Origin of the sequence: Anoxybacteroides voinovskiense (assembly GCF_014196205.1) — a bacterium.
GTDB classification, from domain to species: Bacteria; Bacillota; Bacilli; order Bacillales; family Anoxybacillaceae; genus Anoxybacteroides; species Anoxybacteroides voinovskiense.
On the sequence record NZ_JACIDE010000030.1, the window covers coordinates 12,648 to 37,528 of the forward strand.

Sequence of the window (24,881 nt, forward strand, 5' to 3'; positions counted from 1 at the left end):
AGATGAAAGTGCTGATTATTGGCCGTGGTGGACGAGAACACGCGATTGCGTGGAAAGTGGCGCAAAGTCCGCTCCTCACGAAACTATACGCGGCGCCAGGAAATCCTGGAATGGCTGAAGTTGCTGAACTTGTTCCAGTGGAAGAGCATGAGATAGAAGCGCTTGTGCAATTTGCTAAACAAGAGGGCATTGATTTAACGATCGTTGGACCGGAAGCGCCGCTTTTACAAGGAGTGGTCGATCGTTTTCAGGCAGAAGGATTGCGTATTTTCGGCCCGCGCAAAGAGGCGGCGCTAATTGAAGGAAGCAAAGCGTTTGCGAAGCAACTAATGAAAAAATACGGCATACCGACAGCGGAGTACGAATCGTTTACCTCTTATGAAGAAGCGAAAGCGTACGTCGAGCAAAAAGGGGCGCCTATTGTCATTAAAGCCGACGGGCTCGCGGCAGGAAAAGGGGTTGTTGTCGCGATGACAGTAGGGGAGGCGCTCGAAGCGTTACATGAAATGATGGTAGAGAAAAAATTTGGCAAAGCAAGCGAACAAGTCGTCATTGAGCAGTTTTTAGTAGGGGAAGAATTTTCGCTTATGGCGTTTGTGCATGGCGAAAAAGTGTATCCGATGGTGATTGCCCAAGACCATAAGCGGGCGTTTGACAACGATGAAGGGCCAAATACAGGGGGGATGGGTGCATATTCTCCTGTGCCACAAATTGCTGATGACGTTGTCGAACAAGCGGTCAAACAAATTGTTTCCCCAGCCGCAAAAGCGCTCGTGACGGAAGGATGTCCGTTTACTGGCGTTTTATATGCGGGACTTATTGCTACTAATGAAGGGCCGAAGGTAATTGAATTTAACGCCCGTTTTGGTGATCCAGAAGCGCAAGTTGTCCTGCCTCGTCTTGAAACGGATCTCGTTTCATTCCTGCTTGATTTGTTGGACGGAAAAGACGTTTCGTTAACGTGGACGGATGAAGCGGTGCTTGGTGTCGTTTTAGCCGCAAAAGGCTATCCAGAAGCGTACGAAAAAGGCGCAGAAATTGCTGGATTAGAAACGTTAAAAGAAAGCACGCTTGTATTTCACGCTGGGACGAAACGAGAAGATGTGCTGCGGACAAACGGCGGTCGCGTGTTATTAGTGGCGGCGAAAGGAGCGACACTTCAAGAAGCGCAGCGCGAAGTGTACGACGAAATTGCGAAAGTACGCTGCGACCAATTGTTTTATCGGCGCGACATTGGGTATAAAGCAATCAAACGCGCTTTTTCCGAACAAAAACAAACATAATGGCGATAATGCCACCAATCAACATTGCTAATACAAATAACGTATCGGTCATATACTCAAGCACCATATCATTCTCTCCTTGTTACATGGATTGGGGGTGTCCTAAATAGGGCACCCTTTTTATTGAATGGTAAGAAAGTATAAAATCTTACCATTAGGTGGAGCGCTGTCTAGCTCCAAGCGCCATCGGCTCGAGTCGCTCCGCCCCACGCTGCGGCGGCGAAGCCTCCTCGGTGGGGCTTGTGCGATCTTCGCCGATAGGCGGGCGCTTTGCGCTTTTCTTATATCTAAATTTAACCTATTTTGTATGAAAGATGAATTTCTAAATGCATTTTTTATGTGGGATTCGCCACTCCTGTTTCTTCTTTCTTTTCTTCTGCTTGTTGGTATTTTTCGAATATAGCGGTTAGCGGACAAAAACGAGTAATTCCTTCCGCTACTTTCATAGCAGCTAGCATCGCTATTACTACATATGAATCACGCCACGGACGTTTCACCATCTTCGCTGTTGCCCAAGCAAGCAATGTCAACCCGCACGTAATTCGAATCAAGGCGTTTCCAATTCCGATGTTTACTTTCATGTTTTTTCCTCCTCATTTTTTGTTTGTGAAAATGACTTTAATGCGGTAAAATGGTTACATGGTACAATTTAGGAAACAAAGGAACGGGGATGGACATGGCAGAACAACGATACCGCTGGAGTAGCGAGCAGCTTCGCGAGCAATTGGCGATTATCGATGGAAAACGATCGCCGGAGAAAGTGCTGACGAACGCTACTTATTTGCACACTTATTTGCACCAATGGAAAAAAGGGAACATTTGGATTGATCAAGACCGCATCGTGTATGTTGGCGAGCGGCTACCGAGCAAGCTAGAACAGTGCGAAGTGATCGATTGCAGCGGCTATTATTTAGTCCCAGGGTATATCGAGCCACATGCGCATCCATTTCAGTTATATAATCCCCAGACGTTTGCGGAATATGCAGCCAAATGGGGAACGACGACCATCATTAATGACAACTTAATGCTGGTATTACAATTGTCTAAAAAGAAAGCGTTTTCTTTTTTGCGCGCTGCTGAATCGTTTCCAGTGACGATGTATTGGTGGTGTCGTTTTGATGGACAAACCGAACTAGAAAACGAGGAAGAGAAGTTTTCGTATGCGGCAATAAAAGAATGGTTACGACAAAAAACGGTTGTGCAAGGAGGCGAGTTGACCGGATGGCCACGGCTTCTTGCTGGTGATGATGCGATGCTTTATTGGATTCAAGAAGCAAAGCAAATGAAAAAACAAATCGAAGGCCATTTTCCTGGCGCTTCGGAGAAAACGCTTACAAAGATGATGCTTATCGGTGCGGACTGCGACCATGAGGCGATGACAGGAAAAGAAGTGTATGAACGGCTATTGCACGGATATACGGTGTCGCTTCGCTACTCGTCGATTCGCCCAGACTTGCCGGTGTTGTTGGAAGAAATGAAAGCGTTAGGTATTGGGCAATACGACCGCTTGATTTTTACGACGGACGGCTCAACCCCATCGTTTTACGAACATGGGATCATTGATCAAATGATTCGCCTTGCGATAGAAAAAGGGGTGCCAATTATCGACGCTTACCAAATGGCGACAGTGAACGTCGCACGCCATTATCAGATGGAGCATTTGCACGGTTCAATTACAACAGGACGGATTGCCCATATTAACTTTTTACAGGCGCCAGATGACCCGACACCGGTTAGCGTGCTAGCGAAAGGGCAGTGGGTGAAACGGGATGGTTATTCGAAAGCGGTTTCTTCTCTCGACTGGGGAGCGTTTGGCATGGCGCCACTTCGCCTAACGTGGCAGCTTTCGCTTGATGATTTGCAGTTTTCGATGCCGTTAGGAATGTATATGGAAAACTCCGTCATTATGCGCCCGTACTCTATTTCCATTGATACATCGCACGACGAATTATCGACTGCCCATGATGAAAGCTTTTTCATGCTTGTCGATCGAAACGGAAAATGGCGAGTGAATACGGTCGTGAAAGGGTTCGCAACGCACGTGAAAGGGCTTGCTAGTTCCTACTCGAATACGGGTGATTTATTGATCATTGGAAAAAGTAAACGCGATATGTTGCTGGCGTTCCAGCGCATGAACGAAATTGGTGGAGGCATTGTGCTTGTGGAAGACGGGGAAGTCATTCATGAAATTCCGCTACCGCTTGGCGGGGTGATGTCGACGAAACCGGTCGAAGAACTGATGATGGAAGAAAAACGATTGAAAACGATGTTAGCCGAAAGAGGGTACCGTTTTGCCGATCCGGTGTATTCGCTTTTGTTTTTCCAATCGACGCATTTGCCGTATATTCGTATTACGCCAAAAGGAATTTATGATGTCATGAACAAAACAATACTCTTTCCGTCGATAATGCGTTAAAATATAAAAGAAAAAGGTTGTGTGAGCATTGAAGCGGTGGATACTTGCGATCATTAGTGTACTTTTATTTAGCGGCTGTGCGAAACAAGAACAACCAAAGGAACGAACTGCTCCAGTGGAAGAAACGCCAAAGCAAGAAGAGAGTACGCCGAAACAAACGTTTGTTTTTCCGCTGACAGGGAAACTTACAGAAACGAAACCAACTCATCGGGCAGTAGCGGTGATGATTAACAACCATCCGAAAGCAAGGCCGCAGTCGGGATTACCGAAAGCGGACATCGTGTATGAAGTATTAGCGGAAGGGGATTTGACGCGTTTTTTAGCCATTTTCCAAAGCGAATTTCCAGAAAAGGTCGGACCGGTTCGCAGCGCGCGTGATTATTACATTGAATTAAGCAAAGGGTTCGACGCTTTGTACATTTGCCACGGCTGGAGCCCAGAAGCGAAGCAAATGCTCGAATCAGGGGCGACTGATTATTTGAATGGATTGTTTTATGACGGAACGTTATTTAAGCGTGCTTCGTTCCGTAAAGCGCCCCACAACTCCTATATTACGTTTGCGAACATTGAAAAAGGGGCAATAGAAAAAGGATATGCACTTGAAGAAAATATCGAGCCGTTGCCGTTTTTTGAAAACGAAGGGGACGGACAGCCGGCGAAACAAGTGGAAATTGCCTATTCTCGCCAAGCATACGCTCGCGTGCAATATATGTACATCCCAGAGAAAAAAGGGTATTTCCGGTATAGTGCAGGAGAACAAACAATGGATTATGATACGCACGAGCCTGTGTTTGTGCAAAATGTGTTTGTCGTCGCAGCCAAGCACACGATTAGTGACAGCTACGGTCGCCGCGATATTGATTTAACATCAGGCGGAAAAGGGTATTTGTTTCAAAACGGAACCGTGCGGGCTGTCGAATGGAAAAATGTCAACGGTCGTCTATTGCCGTATGAAAATGGGGTGCCGGTCGGGTTTGTGCCGGGGAAAACGTGGGTAAATATTGTGCCGCAGCTAGACATTGTGCAATATCATTAATGGAGGGTAAAAAAATGCAAATTGATAAACTGAGAGGAAGAGAAGTGGATCAGTTGTTTAAGGCGATTTTGTCGCTTCGCGATCTAGAAGAATGTTATCGCTTTTTTGATGATTTATGTACGGTCAATGAAATTCAGTCCTTAGCGCAGCGATTAGAAGTAGCGCGCATGCTTCGTGAAGGGTATACGTACCATAAAATTGAAACAGAAACTGGTGCGAGCACAGCGACGATTTCGCGTGTGAAACGATGCTTAAATTACGGAAACGATGCGTATGGAATGGCGCTTGATCGCATTAAAGAGGAAACGAACCATGTATCATAAGGAGCATTCTTGACGGATGCTCCTTTTTTGGCGGAAACTAGGGGAGTTTTGCTATAATGAAATGATGGAGAGAATTAATGGAGGGTTTCGTATGTACGATGTTCGAAAGTGGCGCCACGTATTTAAGTTAGATCCGAATAAAGCGATTAGCGATGAGGCGCTAGAGCGTGTTTGTGAGTCTGGAACAGATGCGGTCATCGTCGGTGGAACGGATGGAGTGACACTTGAAAACGTGCTAGAATTAATGGCGCGCATTCGTCGATTTTCCGTTCCGTGCGTATTAGAAATCGCGAATGTCGAGGCGGTGACACCGGGATTTGATTTTTATTTTATCCCGACGGTGTTAAATAGCCGACAGACGAAATGGATGATGGGGCTGCATCACGAAGCGATGAAACAATTTGGTGAACTCATGAATTGGGACGAAATTTTGATGGAAGGGTATTGCATTTTAAATCCAGAATGCAAAGCAGCCGTGTTGACCGAAGCGAATGCGGATCTTGCCGATGAAGATGTCGTTGCCTATGCTCGGATTGCAGAGAATATGTATAAACTGCCAATTTTTTATTTAGAGTACAGCGGAACGTACGGAAACGTACAAACGGTGCAGCAAGTAAAGCAAGCATTAAATCATACGCAGCTGTTTTATGGCGGAGGCATTGAGACGCCAGAGCAAGCAAAGGAAATGTCGCAATATGCGGATACGATTGTCGTTGGTAATGCGGTGTATCGTGATTTATCGCGAGCGATCGCAACCGTACAGGCGGTTAAAGTTGTTTGAGGAGAAAAAATGTAGTAAAATAGAACAAATGTTTGTATGGTGGTGATTTCGTTGAGTTTTTTGTCAAATAAACTCCTCGCTAATTTAAATCCAGAGCAACAAGAGGCGGTGCGGACGACGGAAGGTCCGCTTTTAATTATGGCGGGAGCGGGAAGCGGAAAAACGCGCGTATTAACGCACCGCATTGCGTATTTAATGGCAGAAAAACATGTAGCCCCTTGGAATATTTTGGCGATTACATTTACAAATAAAGCAGCTCGCGAGATGAAAGAGCGCGTGCAAGCGCTTGTCGGGGGAGCAGCGGAAGACATTTGGATTTCGACATTTCATTCGATGTGTGTGCGCATTTTGCGCCGCGATGTAGACCGTATTGGCATTAACCGAAATTTTTCGATTTTGGATACAACTGACCAGCTATCGGTCATTAAACATATTTTAAGCGAGAAAAATATTGACCCGAAAAAATTTGACCCACGCGCTATTTTAGGCACCATCAGCAGTGCGAAAAATGAATTGCTTTCGCCAGAGCAATTTGCTAAAAAAATAGGAAGCTATTATGAAAAAATCGCAAGCGATGTGTATACAGAGTACCAGCAGCGGTTACTTCGCAACCACGCCCTTGATTTTGACGATTTAATTATGACGACTGTTCATCTATTCGAACGCGTTCCTGAAGTGCTAGAGCATTACCAATACAAATTTCAATACATTCATATCGATGAGTACCAAGATACGAACAAAGCGCAATACAGGCTAGTGAAGATGCTGGCGGAAAAGTTGCAAAATATTTGCGTCGTCGGTGATTCAGACCAGTCGATTTATCGCTGGCGTGGCGCAGACATTCAAAACATTTTATCGTTTGAAAACGATTATCCGAAGGCGAAAGTGATTTTGCTTGAACAAAATTATCGTTCGACGAAGCGCATTTTGCAGGCAGCGAATGAAGTCATCAAAAACAACTACAATCGCAAGCCGAAAAAGCTATGGACGGAAAATCCAGAGGGAAAAAAAATTGTTTATTACGACGCAATGAGCGAGGCAGATGAAGCACAATTTGTTGTCGGCAAAATTAAAGAGTATGTCGAATCTGGTAAACGCTGTTATGCAGATTTTGCCGTTTTGTATCGCACAAACGCCCAGTCGCGGATGATCGAGGAAATGTTATTGAAAGCGAACATTCCGTACAAAATCGTGGGCGGATTGAAATTCTATGACCGAAAAGAAATTAAAGACCTTTTGGCATACTTGCGGTTGATTGCTAATCCGAACGATGACATTAGTTTCACAAGAATTATTAATGTGCCGAAGCGAGGCATCGGTGCTTCATCGCTCGAAAAAATTTCTCGATATGCCACCGAAAACGGCATTTCTTTATTTCAAGCGCTTGGCGAACTCGAAGAAATCGGGCTAAGTGCGCGTATTGCTGCACCGCTTACTGAGTTTCGCCGGCAAATCGAGCATTGGGGACAAATGCAGGAGTTTTTATCGGTGACAGAGCTTGTCGAAGACGTATTAGAAAAATCAGGCTACCGCGATATGTTGCGTGCGGAGAAAACGCTGGAAGCGCAAAGCCGCCTCGAAAACATTGACGAGTTTTTATCGGTAACGAAGCATTTTGAAAATGTCAATGAAGACAAATCGCTCATCGCTTTTTTAACGGACTTGGCGTTAGTGTCCGACATCGACCAACTGAATGCGCCGGAGGAAAAAGAAAGCGAAGCAGTTGTACTAATGACGCTTCATTCGGCAAAAGGACTCGAATTTCCGGTCGTCTTTTTAATCGGCATGGAAGAAGGGATTTTCCCGCATAGCCGCTCGATTGACAATGAAGAAGAAATGGAGGAGGAGCGGCGTTTGGCGTATGTTGGCATTACACGCGCAGAAGAAGAACTGTTTATTACAAGCGCCCAAATGCGGACGTTGTTTGGCAGAACAACGATAAACCCATTGTCTCGCTTTGTGATGGAAATTCCGGACGAACTCGTCGAACAAGTGCATAAAAAAGCATGGACGCCAAAAGCGGCGACGGCACGAACGGCTACAGCTACCACGAAAGATTGGAAAGTAGGCGACAAAGTCGAACATAAAAAGTGGGGAATGGGCACAATTGTCAGCGTGCGCGGGGAAGGGGATGACCTTGAACTCGATGTCGCTTTCCCAAGTCCAACCGGTATTAAACGTCTATTGGCTCAATTTGCCCCAATTACAAAGGTGTGAGGTGAAAAGCAAATGGCGATGGAACGGATAGAGGAATTACGCCGCTTATTAAATCAATACAACTATGAATATTACGTACTCGATCGTCCGTCGGTAACCGACGCCGAATATGACCGATTAATGCAAGAACTAATTGCGCTAGAAGAGCAATATCCAGAGCTTAAAACGAAAGACTCTCCTTCTCAGCGCGTTGGCGGACAAGCGCTAGATGCGTTTCAAAAAGTCGAACATCGTGTACCGATGCTAAGCCTTGCGAACGCGTTTAACGAAGGGGATTTGCGCGATTTTGACCGCCGTGTCCGCCAAGAAGTAGGCGAGGTGGCCTATATGTGCGAACTAAAAATTGACGGACTAGCTGTTTCGGTGCGGTACGAAGATGGCTTCTTTATCCAAGGAGCAACGCGCGGCGACGGTGTTACGGGAGAAGACATTACGGAAAATTTAAAAACGATTCGTTCACTTCCGCTAAAGCTTAACCAACCGGTGACATTAGAAGTGCGTGGGGAGGCGTATATGCCGAAGCGGTCATTTGAACGGCTAAATGAAGAGCGAGCAGCGCGTGGCGAAGAAGTATTTGCTAATCCACGGAACGCGGCAGCAGGTTCTTTGCGGCAGCTAGACCCGAAAGTAGCGGCTTCCCGCCATTTAGATATGTTTGTGTACGCATTAGTAAATGCCGAAGAATTGGGAATTCACTCCCATAGCGAAGCGCTCGATTATTTGCAGCAGCTCGGCTTTAAAACGAATCCAGAGCGTCGTCGCTGTGCAACGATGGAGGAAGTAGTGGAATTTGTTAACGGATGGCAAGAGAAACGTCCGCATCTTCCTTATGATATTGACGGCATTGTTATTAAAGTGGATTCGTTCGAGCAGCAAAAACAGCTCGGGGCAACAGCGAAAAGCCCGCGGTGGGCGATTGCTTATAAATTCCCGGCCGAAGAAGCGGTCACGAAATTAATCGGTATTGAATTAAGTGTAGGACGGACAGGCGTAGTGACACCGACGGCCATTTTAGAGCCGGTGCGCATCGCAGGAACGGTTGTTCAGCGCGCCTCGCTTCATAACGAAGATTTAATTCGCGCAAAAGGCATTATGATTGGCGATTTTGTCGTCGTCAAAAAAGCAGGCGACATTATTCCAGAAGTCGTGAGCACGTTGCCAGAACGGCGCACAGGAAGCGAACAACCGTTTTTCATGCCGACGCATTGCCCAGAATGCAATAGCGAACTCGTTCGGTTAGACGGAGAAGTGGCGCTTCGCTGTTTAAACCCGAAATGTCCGGCGCAAATTCGTGAAGGGTTAATTCATTTCGTATCCCGCCAAGCGATGAACATTGATGGGCTTGGGGAAAAAGTCGTTGCCCAGTTGTTCCAAGCAGGGCTTGTTCACGATGTCGCTGATTTATACGCGTTAACGAAAGAGCAGCTGCTAGCGTTAGAGCGAATGGGGGAAAAATCCGCCACGAATTTGCTGCAAGCAATTGAGGCATCGAAACAAAACTCGTTAGAACGCCTTTTGTTTGGGCTTGGGATTCGTCATGTCGGGGCAAAAGCGGCAAAAATTTTAGCAGAACAGTTTGAAACGATGGAACGGCTGCAAGCGGCAACAAAAGAAGAACTGACCGCTATTCATGAAATTGGCGAAAAAATGGCGGATTCGCTTGTTACTTATTTTGCCAAACAAGAAGTGAAAGAGCTACTAGACGAATTACGTTCGTATGGTGTAAATATGACCTATAAAGGGCAAAAGGAAAGCGCTGCTACGAGCACGTCTCCTTTTGCTGGAAAAACCATTGTGCTAACTGGAAAACTAGAAACATTATCGCGCAACGAAGCGAAAGAGAAAATTGAGCAACTTGGCGGCAATGTAACAAACAGCGTCAGCAAAAACACCGATTTAGTCATTGCGGGGATAGATGCAGGATCGAAATTGACGAAGGCGCAGCAGCTCGGCATTGAAGTTTGGGACGAAACGCGCTTCCTTCAAGAAATAGAGCGGCAGGTGTCAACAACATGAAAAAAATAGTGATGGTAACGGCAGTACTCACTCTTTTCTTATCGGCGTGTGCACCAAAATTTGGCGAACAACAAGTCGTGCAAGAGAAAAATAATAAACAACAAACAGCAGTCATTCCAAAATACAATATTTCCGATTCGTATTATCGAATGATTTTGCCGTTTACCCCATCTGAAGCGCGCGGGCTTGTTGTGGAAAATTTGAATACGCGCTTAGATGTCGACGAATTTGAAACAGGGTTAATGCGCCTTGCCCAGCAGCGATTTTCCCCGAAAGATTATTTATTTCAGGAGGGGCAATATTTAGATAAAGAAACAATTAAAAAATGGCTAATGCGCAAAATGACGAAGGAGCAATTAAAAGAAGAAGGAATGACCGAAGCGGATAATATCGGACTCAATCCGCTATTAAGCGACCAAGGAACAAACGAAGAAAAAAATACAAAAAGCCCAATTTATTTAGCAAGCATTTTAGAACATGATTATTTAACGAAAAATGATAACGGAAAAGTGCAGCTCGGCGGAGTTGTCATTGGTCTCGCGCTTAATTCCGTCCATTATTACCAAACAGAGCAAGGATACCCTCGGGAAGTGGAAATAAGCGATACGGAAATAGAACGAGAAGGGAAGCGCATTGCTGCGGAAGTGTTGTCGCGCGTCCGGCATATAAAAGAATTAAAAAATGTACCAATTACGATTGCGTTATTTAAGCAGCAGCCAAGAACATCGATAATCCCTGGCCACTTTTTTGCGATGGCGAATGTCGACCAAGGGAGCGATACAATTGATCGCTGGACAAAAATCAACGAAGAATATGCACTGTTTCCTTCAGATGATGCAGAAAAAAACCATCGGGACGATTTAATGAAATTTTTAAACTTTAAGTCTGATGTCGAAGACTTTTTCCCGAACTATACAGGAGTCATCGGCAAAGCGTTTTATGTCGATGACCAATTGCAACAGCTAACCATTACGATCCCGATGCAGTTTTATGGGAAAGCGGAAGTGATTGCGTTTACACAATATGTAACTGGATTAGTCATGGAGAAGTTTCCTGACTATGTTAACGTAAACGTTTATATTTCTTCTGTCAGTGGGCCAGAAAGTATTATTGTGCGCCCGGCGAAAGCAGATGAGCCGTTTGTTCACATTTATCAGTAATGCTTGCGATTGAATAAGTACAGCATATTCGTTAGAATGATAAATGTGGGTTGTAAACGTTTTTAATTTTCGCAAAGGGGGCTTATAAATGGTACAACCTTATAAACATGAACCATTTACCGATTTTACAGTAGAAACGAACAAAAAAGCGTTTGAAGAAGGGTTGAAAACGGTACAAGCTTATCTCGGTCAAGATTATCCGCTTGTCATTGGCGGCGAACGAATCATGACAGAAGATAAAATTGTTTCGATCAATCCAGCGAATAAAACAGAGGTTGTTGGTCGCGTAGCGAAAGCGAATAAAGATTTAGCGGAAAAAGCGATGCAAGCAGCGGATGCAGCGTTTAAATGGTGGAGCAAAACGAAGCCAGAAATGCGCGCAGACATTTTGTTCCGCGCCGCAGCGATTGTGCGTCGCCGTAAACATGAGTTTTCCGCATTGCTTGTGAAAGAAGCAGGAAAACCATGGAAAGAAGCGGATGCCGATACAGCAGAAGCAATTGACTTTATGGAATATTATGCACGTCAAATGTTGAAATTAAAAGATGGCATTCCGGTGGAGAGTCGTCCAGGAGAAACAAACCGTTTCTTCTACATTCCGCTTGGCGTTGGCGTCGTCATTTCGCCATGGAACTTCCCGTTTGCGATTATGGCAGGAACGACGGTTGCGGCGCTTGTGACAGGAAATACGGTGTTGTTAAAACCAGCAAGTGCAACGCCAGTGGTAGCGTATAAATTCGTGGAAGTGTTAGAAGAAGCAGGGCTTCCAGCAGGTGTATTAAACTACATCCCAGGAAGCGGTGCGGAAGTAGGCGATTATTTAGTCGACCATCCGCGCACTCGCTTCATTAGCTTCACAGGTTCTCGCGACGTCGGTATCCGCATTTACGAGCGTGCGGCTAAAGTGCATCCAGGACAACTTTGGCTCAAGCGCGTCATCGCAGAAATGGGCGGAAAAGACACAATTGTGGTCGACAAAGAAGCAGATTTAGAATTAGCTGCGCAATCCATCGTCGCATCCGCTTTTGGCTTCTCTGGGCAAAAATGTTCGGCATGCTCGCGTGTTGTCGCGCTTGAAGACGTGTATGACCAAGTATTAAACCGCGTTGTCGAGTTAACAAAGCAATTAAAAGTCGGCAATCCAGAAGAACAAAGCACATTTATGGGACCGGTGATTGACCAATCGGCGTACAACAAAATTATGGAATACATTGAAATCGGCAAGCAAGAAGGCAAGCTGATGACAGGCGGCGAAGGAGACGACTCCAAAGGCTTCTTCATCCAGCCAACGGTGTTTGCCGATGTCGATCCGAAAGCGCGCCTCATGCAAGAGGAAATCTTCGGTCCAGTCGTTGCTTTCACAAAAGCGAAAGACTTCGACCATGCGCTGGAAATCGCGAACAACACAGAATACGGCTTAACAGGTGCCGTCATTTCGAAAAACCGCTTTAACCTAGAAAAAGCGCGTGAAGAGTTCCATGTCGGTAACCTTTACTTTAACCGCGGTTGCACAGGCGCGATCGTCGGTTACCATCCATTTGGCGGGTTCAATATGTCCGGCACAGACTCGAAAGCAGGCGGACCAGACTACTTACTGCTTCATATGCAAGCAAAAACAGTATCCGAAATGTTTTAATGGAAAACCCCTCTTGGCGAAAATGCTAAGAGGGGTTTCACATATGAACGTTAAGATAAGAGTGATAGGGTATAATGAAGAAAAACATCTTTCATATGATATAGAAGTGGGTGGTGATGGGCGTTGAGTACAAACATGTACGGATTAAAAAAGCAAACATTTTATAACCTCATTTGTGTGTTTCAAAATTATGCGAACATCATTGAAAAAGTGATTTTGTTCGGATCAAGGGCAAGAGGCGATTATAAAGAAACGTCGGACATCGATATTGCGATTAAGTTTAGAAGCCATAACGACCAGCTGTACCGCATTCAAGACGATTTAGCAGAAGCAAATATCATTTATACGGTGGATGCTATTGATTATGAAAAGATCAGCAATGAAAAACTCAAATCGTATATTGATCTCGAAGGAAAGACAATTTTTTTAACGAATGAACGAGGCGAGACAATTGTGACGATGAATAAAATTATTGATAAACGATTTGACTTTGAAAAAGCATTAAATAAACTACATCAAAGCATTACGCGTGATGTGGAAAAAGACGACCTAGTTCTTGACGCGACAATTCAACGATTTGAATTTACGTACGAACTAGCATGGAAATGGATGAAAAGCTACTTAGAATATAACGGAAACAATGAAGTGACAAGTCCGCGAAAAAAGATTAAACAAGCATTTAAAGAAGGACTTATTCAAGATGGAGAAGCGTGGATTCAAATGTTAGAAGATCGAAATAGGACATCACATACATACGATGAACAAATAGCGATGGAAATTTATGAACATGTTCGCCAGCGCTATGTTCATTTATTTGATCAGTTATTAGTAGAGATGAAAAAACGAGTTTCTGAATTAGAAGAATAGGAGGAGAATAAGTGAAAAAATTTTTAGTAGAGGCTTTGCTGGCATTTGTCACGTTTGCTCTTTCCCTCTCGTTACTTAGCACTTTTTCTTTCTTTGTTGCCATTTTTCCAATTGTAGTACTAGCTGTTCCGTTTATATGTGCAGTAACAGAAGCGTTTGTTTCTTTTGCTGATGAAAAATGGGGATTTAAATGGGATTGGGTGGTTGTTTTGGGGATCGCAACGATTACGTCGCTTCCTTTTTATCCTTCTTTTGTTTTTGTAGCCTCGATTTATATGGGAGCACTGGGATATTATATAGGGAGAAGACTATGTGCTCGATTACATTAGAGGCAATGTAGGTGTGTTCGGGATTATTTAATCCATTTTTGCAAGTGATGTTATGTTTGATAGAGAGAATGATAAATGAAAGAAGTATATGAATCGAATTTCATAGAGAGGGAAATGCCCTCTCTATGAAAACAACCGATTTCTCATTTTGAAAAGTTCGCGTTCCGTCATCGTTGTTTTATGAACGGTGAAATCAACGTCAAGTTGGAGGTTGTTAAGACGTTCGTTGAATTGTTCGTAGTGGGAGTCAATTTTTTCGTTTAGTGCGTGGATTTCTTGCTTCATTGCTGTCATCTCACCGCGCATATGATGGACGTCCATCGTTAAAGCTTCCAGTTTTGCATCCGTTTCGTCTTGACGATGGAGAAGAGCGTTCATAAGATCGTAAAGCTCTTTTTGTCCATTTTTTAATGCTTGTTGCTCTTCGCGAATGAACTGTTGCTCTTTGCGGAATGCATTCATTTCCTCCCGCAACGAGTTTATTTCTTCGCGGAATGTTTTCTGCTCTTCGCGAATAGCCATTTGTTCTTCGCGGATGGCACGTTGTTCCTCACGAATGGCTTTTTGCTCTTCACGAATGTCCTGCAACTCTTTTTGGATGTCTGTGACGACGAGTAAAATTTTCTCCAATAATTGCTCGCTCATCTTCTCACCTCCTTTGCACACAACCATATTATAACATCATTCGACAAAAAAAGGGGATAAAAAATCCCCCTATGCTTCCACATCCATAAATTGAAACGATGAAACGTCAAATAAGCCTTGGTCGGTTAATTTGAGTTCTGGAATGACCGGTAGCGCTAAAAAGGCGAGCGTAATAAATGGGTTAAATTCGTTCGATGCTCCAATGGTTGTTAAAGCGTCGTGAATCGTTTGTAGCCGCTCTAATACTTCTTCATAACTTTTCGCTGTCATGAGCCCGCCGATTTCAAGCGGCAAGTATGCCAACACGCGTCCGTTTTCGACAACAGCAAGTCCACCGTTTATATTTCTTATATGTTCAATCGCAACGAGGATATCGTCATCGTTCGTTCCGGTGGCGATGATATTATGCGAGTCGTGGGCAATCGATGAAGCAATCGCTCCTTTTTTCAGTTGAAAGCCGTTGACGATGCCAACGCCGACGCCGAGACCGCGATGACGCTCGACGACAACGAGCTTTAGTAAATCGTGTTCAGTTGATGGTTGAAAAACCCCATTTGCAACAGGTACTTCTGTAACGAGCCGTTTTGTATGCAGATGGTTTGGGATAATTCGGATGACATTTGCTTGATTTCCGCGTGTAAACGGAATTTGCACATCTTCTTTCGTTACCTTTTTAGCGTGAACCGATTGGGTAATCGTTTGATCGATTGAAGTTGCTTTCGTTACGGAAAAGGTAGCTCGTCCGTTTTCCGCAACGAGTACCCCTTTTTTATAGACGTGCGTAATGGAAAAAGACTGTAAATCATCCACAAGTAAAAAGTCGGCATCATACCAAGGAGCGATCGCACCTTTCGTATATAGGCGATAACATTCTGCCGCATTTAATGTTGCCATTTGAATCGCTGTAATCGGCTCTATGCCTGCTTGAATCGCTAGGCGAATATGATGGTCAATGCTTCCTTCATTGACAAGTTCGTCAATATGTTTATCGTCTGTGCAAAATAAAAAGCGGCGTGCGTTATATGTATTGACAGCTGGAAGTAGCTTGTTCAAATCTTTTGCGACCGACCCTTCGCGAATTAAAACGTACATGCCACGTTGAACACGAGCGAGCGCTTCGTCCACTGTGACGCATTCATGGTCGGTATGAACATTTGCACTACGATACACGTTCACGGCTGTTTCATCCAAACCAGCTAAATGCCCGTCGATCAGTTTATTTGCTTCAATCGCGGCGGTTAGTTTCGCGAGCATCTGTTGTTTTCCTTCTAGAAGCGACGGATAGTCCATCACTTCCGCAAGCCCAAGCACGCGCGGATGGGAAAAAAACGGCGCTAAATGTTCGGCGTGCAATGTCGCGCCAGCATGTTCAAAAGCGGTTGCAGGTACGCACGATGGCAACATAACGTATACATCAAGCGGAATGTCATTCGAATCGTTTAGCATAAATTCAATGCCTTTTGTCCCTAAGACGTTCGCAATTTCGTGCGGATCGGTGATGACGGTTGTGACGCCGTGCGGAACGACGACGCGGGCAAATTCGCTCGGTGTAACCATGGATGATTCAATGTGAACGTGTCCGTCAATGAGTCCAGGACAGACGTATTTCCCTTTGGCGTCAATGACGGTTTGCCCGTCATACTCTCCGACGCCGACAATTTTCCCATCGGCAATCGCAATGTCTGCTTCGACAATTTCATGTGTAAAGACGTTGACAATTTTTCCGTTTTTGACGACAACATCGGCTAATTGTTTTTTTGCAGCTACGGCAAGCTGTTTCATTGCTGTTCCTCCTCTTTTTCCACTCGATACGAGGAGCATCCCTCGTAGTCAAACGATTTACGGTCGTTTGGTAGATACTTTCGGACCATATTCCCGAAATTATACGAGTTGGTTGTGAACGAAATTTTTTTCATTGTATGCCTATATGAGCATTTCGTCAAACATTTTTCCGCTCATTCATGGCAAATGTTGCTTCACTCGGCGAAAGTTTGGTATCATCATAGTATTGCAAAGGTCGACAATATCGGAGGTGAAAGAAATGTCACGAATTTCTATTGAGCAAGTAAAACATGTCGCGCATTTAGCGCGTCTAGCGATTACAGAAGAAGAGGCAGAAATGTTTGCGAAACAATTAGATGCGATTATTACGTTTGCGGAGCAATTAAACGAACTAGACACCGAAAACGTTCCGCCAACGTCGCACGTATTGAACATGAAAAACGTCATGCGAGAAGATGTACCAACTGCTGGGCTTCCGCTAGAAGAAGTGTTGAAAAATGCGCCAGACCAACAAGACGGTCAGTTCCGCGTACCAGCGATTTTAGAATAAGGGGGGAAAACGATGTCACTGTTTGATTATAAACTATCGGAATTACATGGGATGTTACATAAGAAAGAAATTTCCGTATCTGATTTAGTAGATGAATCATTTAAACGGATTGCCGAAGTAGACGAAAAAGTACAAGCGTTTTTAACGTTAAACGAAGAACAAGCACGCGCGAAAGCAAAAGAGTTAGATGAAAAACTAGCAACGGAAAAGGAATTTGGACTGCTTTTTGGGATGCCAATTGGCATTAAAGATAACATTGTGACAAAAGGGCTACGCACAACGTGTGCCAGCAAAATTTTGTACAACTTCGACCCGATTTACGATGCAACGGTTGTAGAGCGTTTAAACCAAGCTGATGCAGTAACGATTGGTAAATTAAATATGGATGAGTTTGCGATGGGGTCTTCGACAGAAAACTCTGGATTTCAACTAACGCGCAATCCGTGGGATTTAGAGCGTGTACCAGGTGGTTCAAGCGGCGGTTCAGCGGCGGCGGTGGCGGCAGGCGAAGTGCCGTTTGCGCTCGGGTCAGACACGGGCGGTTCGATTCGCCAACCAGCAGCGTTTTGCGGTGTTGTTGGGTTAAAGCCGACGTATGGTCGTGTATCGCGCTATGGGCTTGTTGCGTTTGCGTCCTCGCTTGACCAAATTGGTCCAATTACGCGCAACGTGGAAGATAACGCGTATTTACTACAAGTCATTTCTGGTGTAGACCCGATGGACTCTACTTCTGCCAATGTCGATGTACCTGACTACGTTTCTGCCTTAACAGGCGACATCCAAGGGCTAAAAATTGCCGTACCGAAAGAATATTTAAGCGAAGGGGTATCAGAAGAAGTGCGCCAATCTGTCCTTCAGGCGCTAAAAGTGTTAGAAAGCCTTGGCGCAACGTGGGAAGAAGTATCGCTTCCTCATTCAAAATATGCGCTAGCAACATACTACTTATTAGCGTCTTCTGAGGCATCGGCAAACCTTGCGCGCTTTGACGGTGTGCGTTACGGCTATCGGACAGACAATGCGAAAAACTTAATTGACATGTATAAACAAACGCGCAGCGAAGGGTTCGGCAACGAAGTGAAACGCCGCATTATGCTCGGAACGTTTGCGTTAAGCTCTGGCTACTATGATGCGTACTACAAAAAAGCGCAAAAAGTGCGGACGCTCATTAAACAAGATTTTGAAAACGTCTTTGAAAAATACGACGTCATTATCGGACCGACGACGCCAACGCCAGCGTTTAAAATCGGCGAGAAAACAAGCGATCCATTAACGATGTACGCAAACGACATTTTAACAATTCCAGTCAACCTTGCCGGTGTTCCAGGCATTTCGATTCCGTGCGGATTTGTCAATGGGCTTCCGGTTGGTTTGCAAATTATCGGCAAACATTTCGACGAAAGCACGATTTACCGCGTTGCTCATGCGTTCGAGCAAGCAACAGACTATCATAAACAAAAACCAACGTTGTAAGGGGGGAATGAGGGATGAATTTTGAAATTGTCATCGGACTTGAAGTGCATGTGGAGTTGAAAACGAAATCGAAAATTTTCTCCAGTAGCCCAAACGCATTCGGAGCGCCCCCAAACACGCAAACGAGCGTTATTGATTTAGGGTATCCAGGCGTTCTTCCGGTGCTGAACAAACAAGCGGTCGAATATGCGATGAAAGCGGCGATGGCATTAAACTGCGAAATCGCGACAGAAACAAAATTTGACCGAAAAAATTATTTTTATCCGGACAACCCGAAAGCGTACCAAATTTCACAGTACGACCAACCGATTGGACAAAACGGCTGGATTGAAATTGAAGTGAACGGCAAAAAGAAAAAAATCGGCATTACGCGCATTCATTTAGAAGAAGATGCGGGGAAACTGACACATACAGGTGACGGCTATTCGTTAGTTGACTTTAACCGCCAAGGCACACCGCTCATTGAAATCGTATCGGAGCCAGATATTCGTTCGCCGGAGGAAGCGTATGCGTATTTAGAAAAATTAAAGTCAATTATTCAATATACAGGCGTATCGGATTGTAAAATGGAAGAAGGTTCGCTTCGTTGTGACGCGAACATTTCCCTTCGTCCAATCGGGTCGGACAAGTTCGGCACAAAAACGGAATTGAAAAACTTAAACTCGTTTAACTTCGTTCGCCAAGGATTGGAGTACGAAGCGAAGCGCCAAGAGAAAATTTTGTTGTCTGGCGGCGTCATCCAGCAAGAAACGCGCCGTTTTGATGAAGCGACAAAAACAACGATTTTAATGCGCACAAAAGAAGGTTCGGAAGACTATCGTTACTTCCCAGAACCAGATTTAGTGATGCTTTATATTGATGATGAGTGGAAAGAACGCGTTCGCGCGTCGATTCCAGAGCTTCCGGATGCGCGCCAAAAACGGTATGTCGAAGAGCTTGGCTTGCCAGCATATGACGCAAAAGTATTAACGCTCACAAAAGAAATGGCGGACTTTTTCGAAGCAACGGTTGCGAACGGTGCGGATCCGAAGCTTGCATCGAACTGGCTGATGGTTGAAGTATCTGCTTATTTAAACGCAGAACAAAAAGAACTGCACGACATCGCGTTAACGCCGGAGAGTTTAGCGGGCATGATTAAACTTATTCAAAACGGCACGATTTCGTCAAAAATTGCGAAGAAAATCTTTAAAGAACTTGTGGAAAAAGGCGGCGATCCAGAGCAAATCGTCAAAGAACAAGGGCTTGTGCAAATTTCTGACGAGGCAACGTTGCGTAACATTGTATTAGAAGTGCTCGATGCGAATCCGCAATCGATTGAAGACTTTAAAAACGGAAAAGACCGTGCAATTGGCTTCTTAGTCGGTCAAATTATGAAAGCGACAAAAGGACAAGCAAACCCACCGCTTGTGAACAAGCTGTTGCTTGAAGAAATAAATAAAAGGTAATTACTACCCCCATGTATTACATGGGGGTAAATACTTTTGGCAACGCAATGAGGCAGTTTGGAAAGATATAAGGGCAAATCGTTTCATCTTTATAGTGCATCTGCACTTGGTGAAACTTTTTATCTTGCAACCCATATCTTTCGACTGTTTCATGAATCGGATCAACAATCCAGTATTCTTTGACGCCAGCTCGCTCGTAGCTGTGAAATTTCGTAATGCGGTCGTGTTTGGCGGTAGATGGAGAAAGAATTTCTATGATAAGATCAGGCGCTCCATAAATTCGTTCATCGCCAATTTTTTGATTGTCGCAAACAACGATTAAATCGGGAATGTACCAATCTTTAATGTCATGAAGAGGAGTATCTTTTGTTGCGAATAAACATACATCGATTGGTGCGACAAACACTTCACACGAGGAGTGTTGTAGAAAGTCGAAAAAATGTGCTGACAAAGCTGTAACAATACGTTGGTGTCTTGGTGTAGGTGAAGGAGTCATAAATAGGGCACCGTCAATTCCCTCATATCGTTTTTCCTCATGCAAGTTTGCGTAATCTGCATATGTCCAAAGACGTTTTTCATTTGGCAATATTGGTTCCCTCCTTATACTTTCATTTTATCGTATTTCTTTAAAGAAAAAAGGCGGCGAGTGCCAGTTTGATTCAAGAGTTTGTGGGAGATTTTTTTGATATTCCGATTCTCTGGATATATTCGGTTTAGACAGCGTTCCATTCAGCCTAGGCAAAGGCATGGACAGAGACACTCCAATCCAAAAAGAATTTACACAAAAATCCGGACTTGACCATGACGGGGCACAATATGATTGTGAAAATGTCCTCCAAAGCGATGTTTTTTTCGGCATCCATAAGCGGATATGAAACAAATCCTTGTACCAACTTGGCGCACCACCACCATCCGGCCACTATATCGCTATGGCACGCCATATCGGACGCCGTACCAGCTCTAAACTGTCCATAGTGCCGCAAATTTTTACATATTCGATAGAATTCGACGTACTTTGACAATGGTATGTTGGTACAATCTAGACAAATTTCGACTGGTCAATAAAACGGAAAATGTTACAAACTATCTGATATTTCCATGAGGGAGGAGAGGAATGTGGAAGTTGTGTTATATTCTAGGAGTTACAATCAGGCGTCATTGATCAAACTACTATTGGAAGCAGAGAAAATAAATATGCGGCACGTTACGGATCGCCAATTGGTTGAAGAAGCTCTCCACAAGCAGGATTGTATAGCAGTCATTATAGATATGCCAAAGCCCACATCCGAAGAAATTGCAGACTGGAACCAATTGGTGCAATCGTCATGCGTTCCTGTTTTATTATTAAGTTCTAACGAAACGGATGTCCAGTCTGTGCTTTTGCGGCAACAGGCAACCCTTGAATTAGCCAAGCCATTTTCGGTTTTTTTCAAGTATCTTTATTTCATCCGAAAAGAGGAAGAAAAGGAAAATCAGGTAACAGTGGATCGGGAGTTGGTACAATTGATTCCTGGTGTGATCTTTGACGTGGGAGGACTCTGCGTTTGGCGGAATCAGAAATGCATACCGTTATCCGGAACCGAATTTAAACTGCTGTATTTACTAGCCAAGAATAGCGGGCGCAGATTTACGGCCGATGAATTGATTGACTATATCGACCTTACAGGACACTCCTCTCTATATTTTCATATTAAAAATCTGAGGGAAAAAATCGAAGAAGATCCCAGTCATCCTGTTGTCCTTACTCATCGGCGAGGCTACGGATATGGAATCTGTACACAAGAAATTACAAAGGGAGAATAGCCCGAATTTTCCCTTATAAAAATCTAAGGGTTATCTTAGAACCCATCTATTTACATATCATAAAATGGATTATAAAATCCAGGTAGCACGCGTGCCGAACTATTCTGAAAGGGGGTAATTTTATGAAAAAGATCAATCGTGAAGTACGTCGTTCTTGCGCACTTCTGCCAGTTCTCTCGAAGTATATACATCCAAATTAAAATTTTAACCTCTGGTTCACGTAGCACACCCGATGCGGCGTAACACCTCATCTGGGTGCTGTAAGACGTATTGTTCAAAACGAGTAATCGACTGGGCAATATCGTTTTGGTCTTTATGCAAGACGTTGGCGATGACTTCCTCTTTCAGCCACTTCCATAACCGTTCAATGGGGGTTAACTGTGGAGAATACGGTGGCAAAAAGATAAAGTGAAAGGCGGTGCCTTCTTCCCTTTGAAGGAAAGCTTGCACCATGTTGGCATGATGAATACGCGCATTGTCCAACACAAGCACGATAAATCGATCCGAATATTTCTCTTTCAACAGGCGCAAAAAGTCAAGGAACGTTTCGGCATTGGCGGATGATGCGCGATGAAATACAACATCGCCTTGTTGAACGTCGACTGCGCCAAAAATAGAAACGTGGGCGTGGTGACCGTAGCTTGGCACTTGTTTTTGATGACCTACTTCTGCCCATGTCGTACGAAGCGCTTGATACGCGCGAACATGTGTTTCGTCCACAAAAAACATGGTGACGTTCTCGGTGATTAGTTTTTTTTTATAAATTCGAGTTCCTTTTGAAAAGCAGCTTGATGTTCTGGATTCCCTTTCACAAGCTTATAAGTCGGACGTGTCCATGACAAGCGAAGACGATGCAATAACTTACGAATGCCTTCACGTGACATCGAAACGCCATAGGTATGTTGGATGTAAGATTGCAACAGGCGTGTGTTCCATGACGAAGCAATGCCCCAACCGACCTCCACAGGGGTGGTGGTTAAGACGAGTTGTCTAATTTCTTGTTGTTGTTCTTCCGTAAGAAACGGCATACGACCGGGTGGTAAGCGGCGATCGAGTAAACGATCGAGTCCCCCTTCGTTAAAGCGTGAGACATAGAGGGCAACCGATTGACGGCATAAATGGATCATTTTTGCGACGTCTTTGCCAAGATACCCTTCCATGACGAGACGAACGGCAGTCACCCGAGCGCGAAGCGAAGCATCTTTGATTTTCCGTTCTTGTTTCCGAAGGGTTCGAGGTGTCCAACCGTGATCATTTGTAATTTTAAGACGTTTCATGTCATTTCCGCTCCTTTTATACGTGGGTATTTAGGAGCAGTATAACCATGGAAAAAGGTGTTCATACAGAAGTCATTACTTTAAAGTGCATGTATATACATTCCAGTTCGCTTGACCAACAAGCCTTATACCAATTCCTAAATTTTTTCGATATAGATAGTCATATAATGAAAATTAGACAAGTATATCAACAACGAATGCGATTGATGATTGAGTTACTGCAAGAACAAAATAGGGTAGGATTACACTGGAATGAACCAAAAGGAGGAATGTTTCTATGGATAGATTTTCCTGAAGGTCTCGATGCAGAGGTTCTCCTGAATCGTTCACTGCAAGAAGGCGTAGCATTTGTTCCTGGACGAGAATTTTTTGTGGAGGCACCTCGGCTCAATACAATTCGTATGAATTTCACTCATACCTCCTAGGAAAAAATGATCATCGGTATTGAACGATTCGTTCGCTCGTTAAATTTGTTTGTTGGAATTGCTACGAAATAATAATGACATAGTATTGAAGGAGCCCTAAAATGAATATGACGATTAAAACAATTAGAACAGGCATTTCTGAAGCATTACCGCTCGCGATTGCCATTGCGGCCTACGGATTGTCTTATGGAGTGCTAGGAATACAGGCCGGATTCGGATTGTTAGGTACGGTGTTAATGTCTTTATTGGTATTTTCTGGTTCGGTACAGATGGTAACAGTGGCGATGATTACCGGAGGGGCCGGTATTTTAAGTATACTAGTCACAGCTACTTTGTTAAACTTACGAAACCTATTATATGGTGCCGCTTTGGCAGAAGGTATAGCTCCGGCAAAACGTTGGAGATGGTTGCTTTCTTTTGGTGTTTCAGATGAGCCGTTTGTTTTAGGGATATCGAGGTTTAAACAGTATGGCCCGGATCCAATTTATTTTGCAACGGTTGCAGGAACTTTCTATATCGCGTGGGTAAGTTCATCATTGATTGGGGCAATTATTGGTAACCAGATAATCGATCCTCAAAAATGGGGGTTGGATCTAGCATTTCCAATTACTTTTGTCGCGCTACTTGTACCTAATCTTACGGAGAAACCCATCATTGCAACAGCCTTAACGGGTGCAGTTATAACGGTTATACTCACAGTGTTATTCCCGGGAACGCCTTTGAATATTTTGGTAGCCGGTGTTTTGGCACCCCTAGTAGGGATTTATTTGAAGGAGAAGAATAAAAATGTGGACTAACTGGATATTGATTGGGCTTCTGGCGGTAACAACTTATATATCACGGATTATTGGAATCGAGGTCATGAAAGGACGTAAGACTAGTTCCACCTTGCGTCTGTATTTCAACTACGTTCCTGCCGGAATACTTTCTGCATTAGTCGTCTCACAATTGTTTATTTCTAAAGATTCACAAATACAAATTTCGTTTCCAATCATTATTGGAGGTCTCGTTACAGCTTTAACAATCAAGATTTCCAAATCTTTTTTACCATCCGTTATTGTAGGTATAGTCTCCGGGTTATTAATTCGGAATCTCTAATAGCTTGGTGAACTTCCTCTCGCAGGAGGGGATTACCTAGGAACATCCAATATGCGAGAGGGTTCGGAGATTTGTGACATGAGCGGGAGCTCGCAAGAAATGTAGAGATGTTTCGTACTGTTACCGCTCACGCTGTTTGACGGCGGATGAGCGGTTTTTTTGTAAGATAGGAAAGTATAAAATTTTGCAGGCGTGTTGATTAACCAATAATATCCATAAAAAGCATGGAAAAAAGAGCACCTTTCCTGTAGAATGTAAGTAGCTACACAAACAAACCTAGGAGGTGCTCTCTATGCACAAGCATACCACACTCCCAAATTTG

At 44.1% G+C, this 24,881-nt stretch carries 25 protein-coding genes and 1 riboswitch; of the genes, 18 read left to right on the forward strand and 7 right to left on the reverse strand.

From position 1 onward, the window contains the following. The first annotated feature begins 2 nt into the window (after window positions 1-2). The gene (gene purD, locus GGR02_RS15320; RefSeq protein WP_183185849.1) at window positions 3-1,283 is read left to right on the forward strand and encodes a phosphoribosylamine--glycine ligase; all 1,281 of its coding nucleotides are present in this window, start codon (window positions 3-5) and stop codon (window positions 1,281-1,283) included. Here purD and GGR02_RS17865 read toward each other — a convergent pair. Both GGR02_RS17865 and GGR02_RS15325 read right to left on the reverse strand, forming a co-directional pair. Beyond that, window positions 1,249-1,350: an EYxxD motif small membrane protein gene (locus GGR02_RS17865; RefSeq protein ID WP_373286638.1), complete on the reverse strand. Its 102-nt coding sequence runs from the start codon at window positions 1,348-1,350 to the stop codon at window positions 1,249-1,251. The genes purD and GGR02_RS17865 overlap by 35 nt on opposite strands. 268 nt (window positions 1,351-1,618) lie before the next feature. Further along, the gene (locus GGR02_RS15325) at window positions 1,619-1,864 is read right to left on the reverse strand and encodes a YgaP family membrane protein (RefSeq protein WP_183185850.1); all 246 of its coding nucleotides are present in this window, start codon (window positions 1,862-1,864) and stop codon (window positions 1,619-1,621) included. A gap of 95 nt (window positions 1,865-1,959) precedes the next feature. On the opposite strand from GGR02_RS15325, the gene GGR02_RS15330 reads away from it, so the two are divergent. From GGR02_RS15330 to GGR02_RS15375, 10 genes are all read left to right on the forward strand, one after another. Then, the gene (locus tag GGR02_RS15330) at window positions 1,960-3,699 is read left to right on the forward strand and encodes an adenine deaminase C-terminal domain-containing protein (RefSeq protein ID WP_183185851.1); all 1,740 of its coding nucleotides are present in this window, start codon (window positions 1,960-1,962) and stop codon (window positions 3,697-3,699) included. Window positions 3,700-3,727: 28 nt separating this feature from the next. Further along, window positions 3,728-4,735 (forward strand): DUF3048 domain-containing protein, encoded by a 1,008-nt coding sequence (locus GGR02_RS15335; RefSeq protein WP_183185852.1) that lies wholly within the window; start codon window positions 3,728-3,730, stop codon window positions 4,733-4,735. A gap of 14 nt (window positions 4,736-4,749) precedes the next feature. After that, complete coding sequence (locus GGR02_RS15340; RefSeq protein ID WP_183185853.1) at window positions 4,750-5,058, forward strand: YerC/YecD family TrpR-related protein; 309 nt, start codon at window positions 4,750-4,752, stop codon at window positions 5,056-5,058. Between the two features lie 91 nt (window positions 5,059-5,149). Further along, window positions 5,150-5,839, forward strand: coding sequence for a heptaprenylglyceryl phosphate synthase (pcrB, locus tag GGR02_RS15345; protein WP_183185854.1), 690 nt, complete (start codon window positions 5,150-5,152; stop codon window positions 5,837-5,839). Window positions 5,840-5,890: 51 nt separating this feature from the next. Next, on the forward strand, window positions 5,891-8,056 hold the full coding sequence (gene pcrA, locus GGR02_RS15350) for a DNA helicase PcrA (RefSeq protein WP_183185855.1): 2,166 nt from the start codon (window positions 5,891-5,893) through the stop codon (window positions 8,054-8,056). Between the two features lie 12 nt (window positions 8,057-8,068). Beyond that, window positions 8,069-10,072 (forward strand): NAD-dependent DNA ligase LigA, encoded by a 2,004-nt coding sequence (gene ligA / locus GGR02_RS15355; protein ID WP_183185856.1) that lies wholly within the window; start codon window positions 8,069-8,071, stop codon window positions 10,070-10,072. Next, window positions 10,069-11,232, forward strand: coding sequence for a CamS family sex pheromone protein (locus GGR02_RS15360; RefSeq protein WP_183185857.1), 1,164 nt, complete (start codon window positions 10,069-10,071; stop codon window positions 11,230-11,232). Before ligA ends, GGR02_RS15360 begins: the two co-directional genes overlap by 4 nt. A gap of 88 nt (window positions 11,233-11,320) precedes the next feature. Then, window positions 11,321-12,868 carry an L-glutamate gamma-semialdehyde dehydrogenase gene (gene pruA / locus GGR02_RS15365; protein ID WP_183185858.1) on the forward strand — a complete coding sequence of 516 codons (1,548 nt, stop codon included), beginning with the start codon at window positions 11,321-11,323 and terminating at the stop codon, window positions 12,866-12,868. A 135-nt stretch (window positions 12,869-13,003) separates the two neighbouring features. Beyond that, window positions 13,004-13,735 (forward strand): HI0074 family nucleotidyltransferase substrate-binding subunit, encoded by a 732-nt coding sequence (locus GGR02_RS15370; protein WP_183185872.1) that lies wholly within the window; start codon window positions 13,004-13,006, stop codon window positions 13,733-13,735. Between the two features lie 11 nt (window positions 13,736-13,746). Beyond that, window positions 13,747-14,064 carry a hypothetical protein gene (locus GGR02_RS15375; RefSeq protein ID WP_183185859.1) on the forward strand — a complete coding sequence of 106 codons (318 nt, stop codon included), beginning with the start codon at window positions 13,747-13,749 and terminating at the stop codon, window positions 14,062-14,064. A gap of 123 nt (window positions 14,065-14,187) precedes the next feature. Here the strand turns inward: GGR02_RS15375 and GGR02_RS15380 are convergent, their stop codons facing one another. Together GGR02_RS15380 and ade are read right to left on the reverse strand one after the other, a co-directional pair. Next, the gene (locus GGR02_RS15380) at window positions 14,188-14,736 is read right to left on the reverse strand and encodes a hypothetical protein (protein WP_183185860.1); all 549 of its coding nucleotides are present in this window, start codon (window positions 14,734-14,736) and stop codon (window positions 14,188-14,190) included. Between the two features lie 42 nt (window positions 14,737-14,778). Then, on the reverse strand, window positions 14,779-16,530 hold the full coding sequence (gene ade / locus GGR02_RS15385) for an adenine deaminase (RefSeq protein WP_183185861.1): 1,752 nt from the start codon (window positions 16,528-16,530) through the stop codon (window positions 14,779-14,781). Continuing rightward, window positions 16,517-16,618: riboswitch (purine riboswitch) on the reverse strand. Its footprint overlaps the gene before it by 14 nt. 132 nt (window positions 16,619-16,750) lie before the next feature. Between ade and gatC the strand changes: the two genes are divergently transcribed. Genes gatC through gatB form a run of 3 tightly spaced genes read left to right on the forward strand, consistent with a single transcriptional unit; the run spans window position 16,751 to window position 19,956 of the window. Next, window positions 16,751-17,041: an Asp-tRNA(Asn)/Glu-tRNA(Gln) amidotransferase subunit GatC gene (gene gatC, locus GGR02_RS15390; RefSeq protein WP_183185862.1), complete on the forward strand. Its 291-nt coding sequence runs from the start codon at window positions 16,751-16,753 to the stop codon at window positions 17,039-17,041. 12 nt (window positions 17,042-17,053) lie between these two features. After that, window positions 17,054-18,511: an Asp-tRNA(Asn)/Glu-tRNA(Gln) amidotransferase subunit GatA gene (gene gatA, locus GGR02_RS15395; protein ID WP_183185863.1), complete on the forward strand. Its 1,458-nt coding sequence runs from the start codon at window positions 17,054-17,056 to the stop codon at window positions 18,509-18,511. Between the two features lie 14 nt (window positions 18,512-18,525). After that, window positions 18,526-19,956, forward strand: a complete 1,431-nt coding sequence (gene gatB / locus GGR02_RS15400; RefSeq protein ID WP_183185864.1) for an Asp-tRNA(Asn)/Glu-tRNA(Gln) amidotransferase subunit GatB — start codon at window positions 18,526-18,528, stop codon at window positions 19,954-19,956. A gap of 16 nt (window positions 19,957-19,972) precedes the next feature. Here the strand turns inward: gatB and GGR02_RS15405 are convergent, their stop codons facing one another. Further along, complete coding sequence (locus GGR02_RS15405) at window positions 19,973-20,542, reverse strand: Uma2 family endonuclease (protein ID WP_183185865.1); 570 nt, start codon at window positions 20,540-20,542, stop codon at window positions 19,973-19,975. A 530-nt stretch (window positions 20,543-21,072) separates the two neighbouring features. Here GGR02_RS15405 and GGR02_RS15410 point away from each other — a divergent pair. Then, window positions 21,073-21,759 (forward strand): response regulator transcription factor, encoded by a 687-nt coding sequence (locus GGR02_RS15410; RefSeq protein ID WP_183185866.1) that lies wholly within the window; start codon window positions 21,073-21,075, stop codon window positions 21,757-21,759. A 216-nt stretch (window positions 21,760-21,975) separates the two neighbouring features. Here GGR02_RS15410 and GGR02_RS15415 read toward each other — a convergent pair whose 3' ends face one another. Further along, entirely contained in the window at window positions 21,976-22,488 is a 513-nt protein-coding gene (locus GGR02_RS15415) for an IS630 family transposase (protein ID WP_183185867.1), read from the reverse strand. Window positions 22,489-22,505: 17 nt separating this feature from the next. Beyond that, window positions 22,506-23,036, reverse strand: a complete 531-nt coding sequence (locus tag GGR02_RS15420; protein ID WP_183185868.1) for a helix-turn-helix domain-containing protein — start codon at window positions 23,034-23,036, stop codon at window positions 22,506-22,508. Window positions 23,037-23,083: 47 nt separating this feature from the next. On the opposite strand from GGR02_RS15420, the gene GGR02_RS15425 reads away from it, so the two are divergent. The 3 genes from GGR02_RS15425 (at window position 23,084) to GGR02_RS15435 (ending at window position 24,559) form a co-directional block, all read left to right on the forward strand. Continuing rightward, window positions 23,084-23,461, forward strand: coding sequence for an aminotransferase class I/II-fold pyridoxal phosphate-dependent enzyme (locus GGR02_RS15425; RefSeq protein WP_183185869.1), 378 nt, complete (start codon window positions 23,084-23,086; stop codon window positions 23,459-23,461). 101 nt (window positions 23,462-23,562) lie between these two features. After that, the gene (locus tag GGR02_RS15430) at window positions 23,563-24,258 is read left to right on the forward strand and encodes an AzlC family ABC transporter permease (RefSeq protein WP_183185870.1); all 696 of its coding nucleotides are present in this window, start codon (window positions 23,563-23,565) and stop codon (window positions 24,256-24,258) included. After that, window positions 24,248-24,559 carry an AzlD domain-containing protein gene (locus GGR02_RS15435; RefSeq protein ID WP_183185871.1) on the forward strand — a complete coding sequence of 104 codons (312 nt, stop codon included), beginning with the start codon at window positions 24,248-24,250 and terminating at the stop codon, window positions 24,557-24,559. Before GGR02_RS15430 ends, GGR02_RS15435 begins: the two co-directional genes overlap by 11 nt. The last annotated feature ends 322 nt before the right edge of the window (window positions 24,560-24,881 follow it).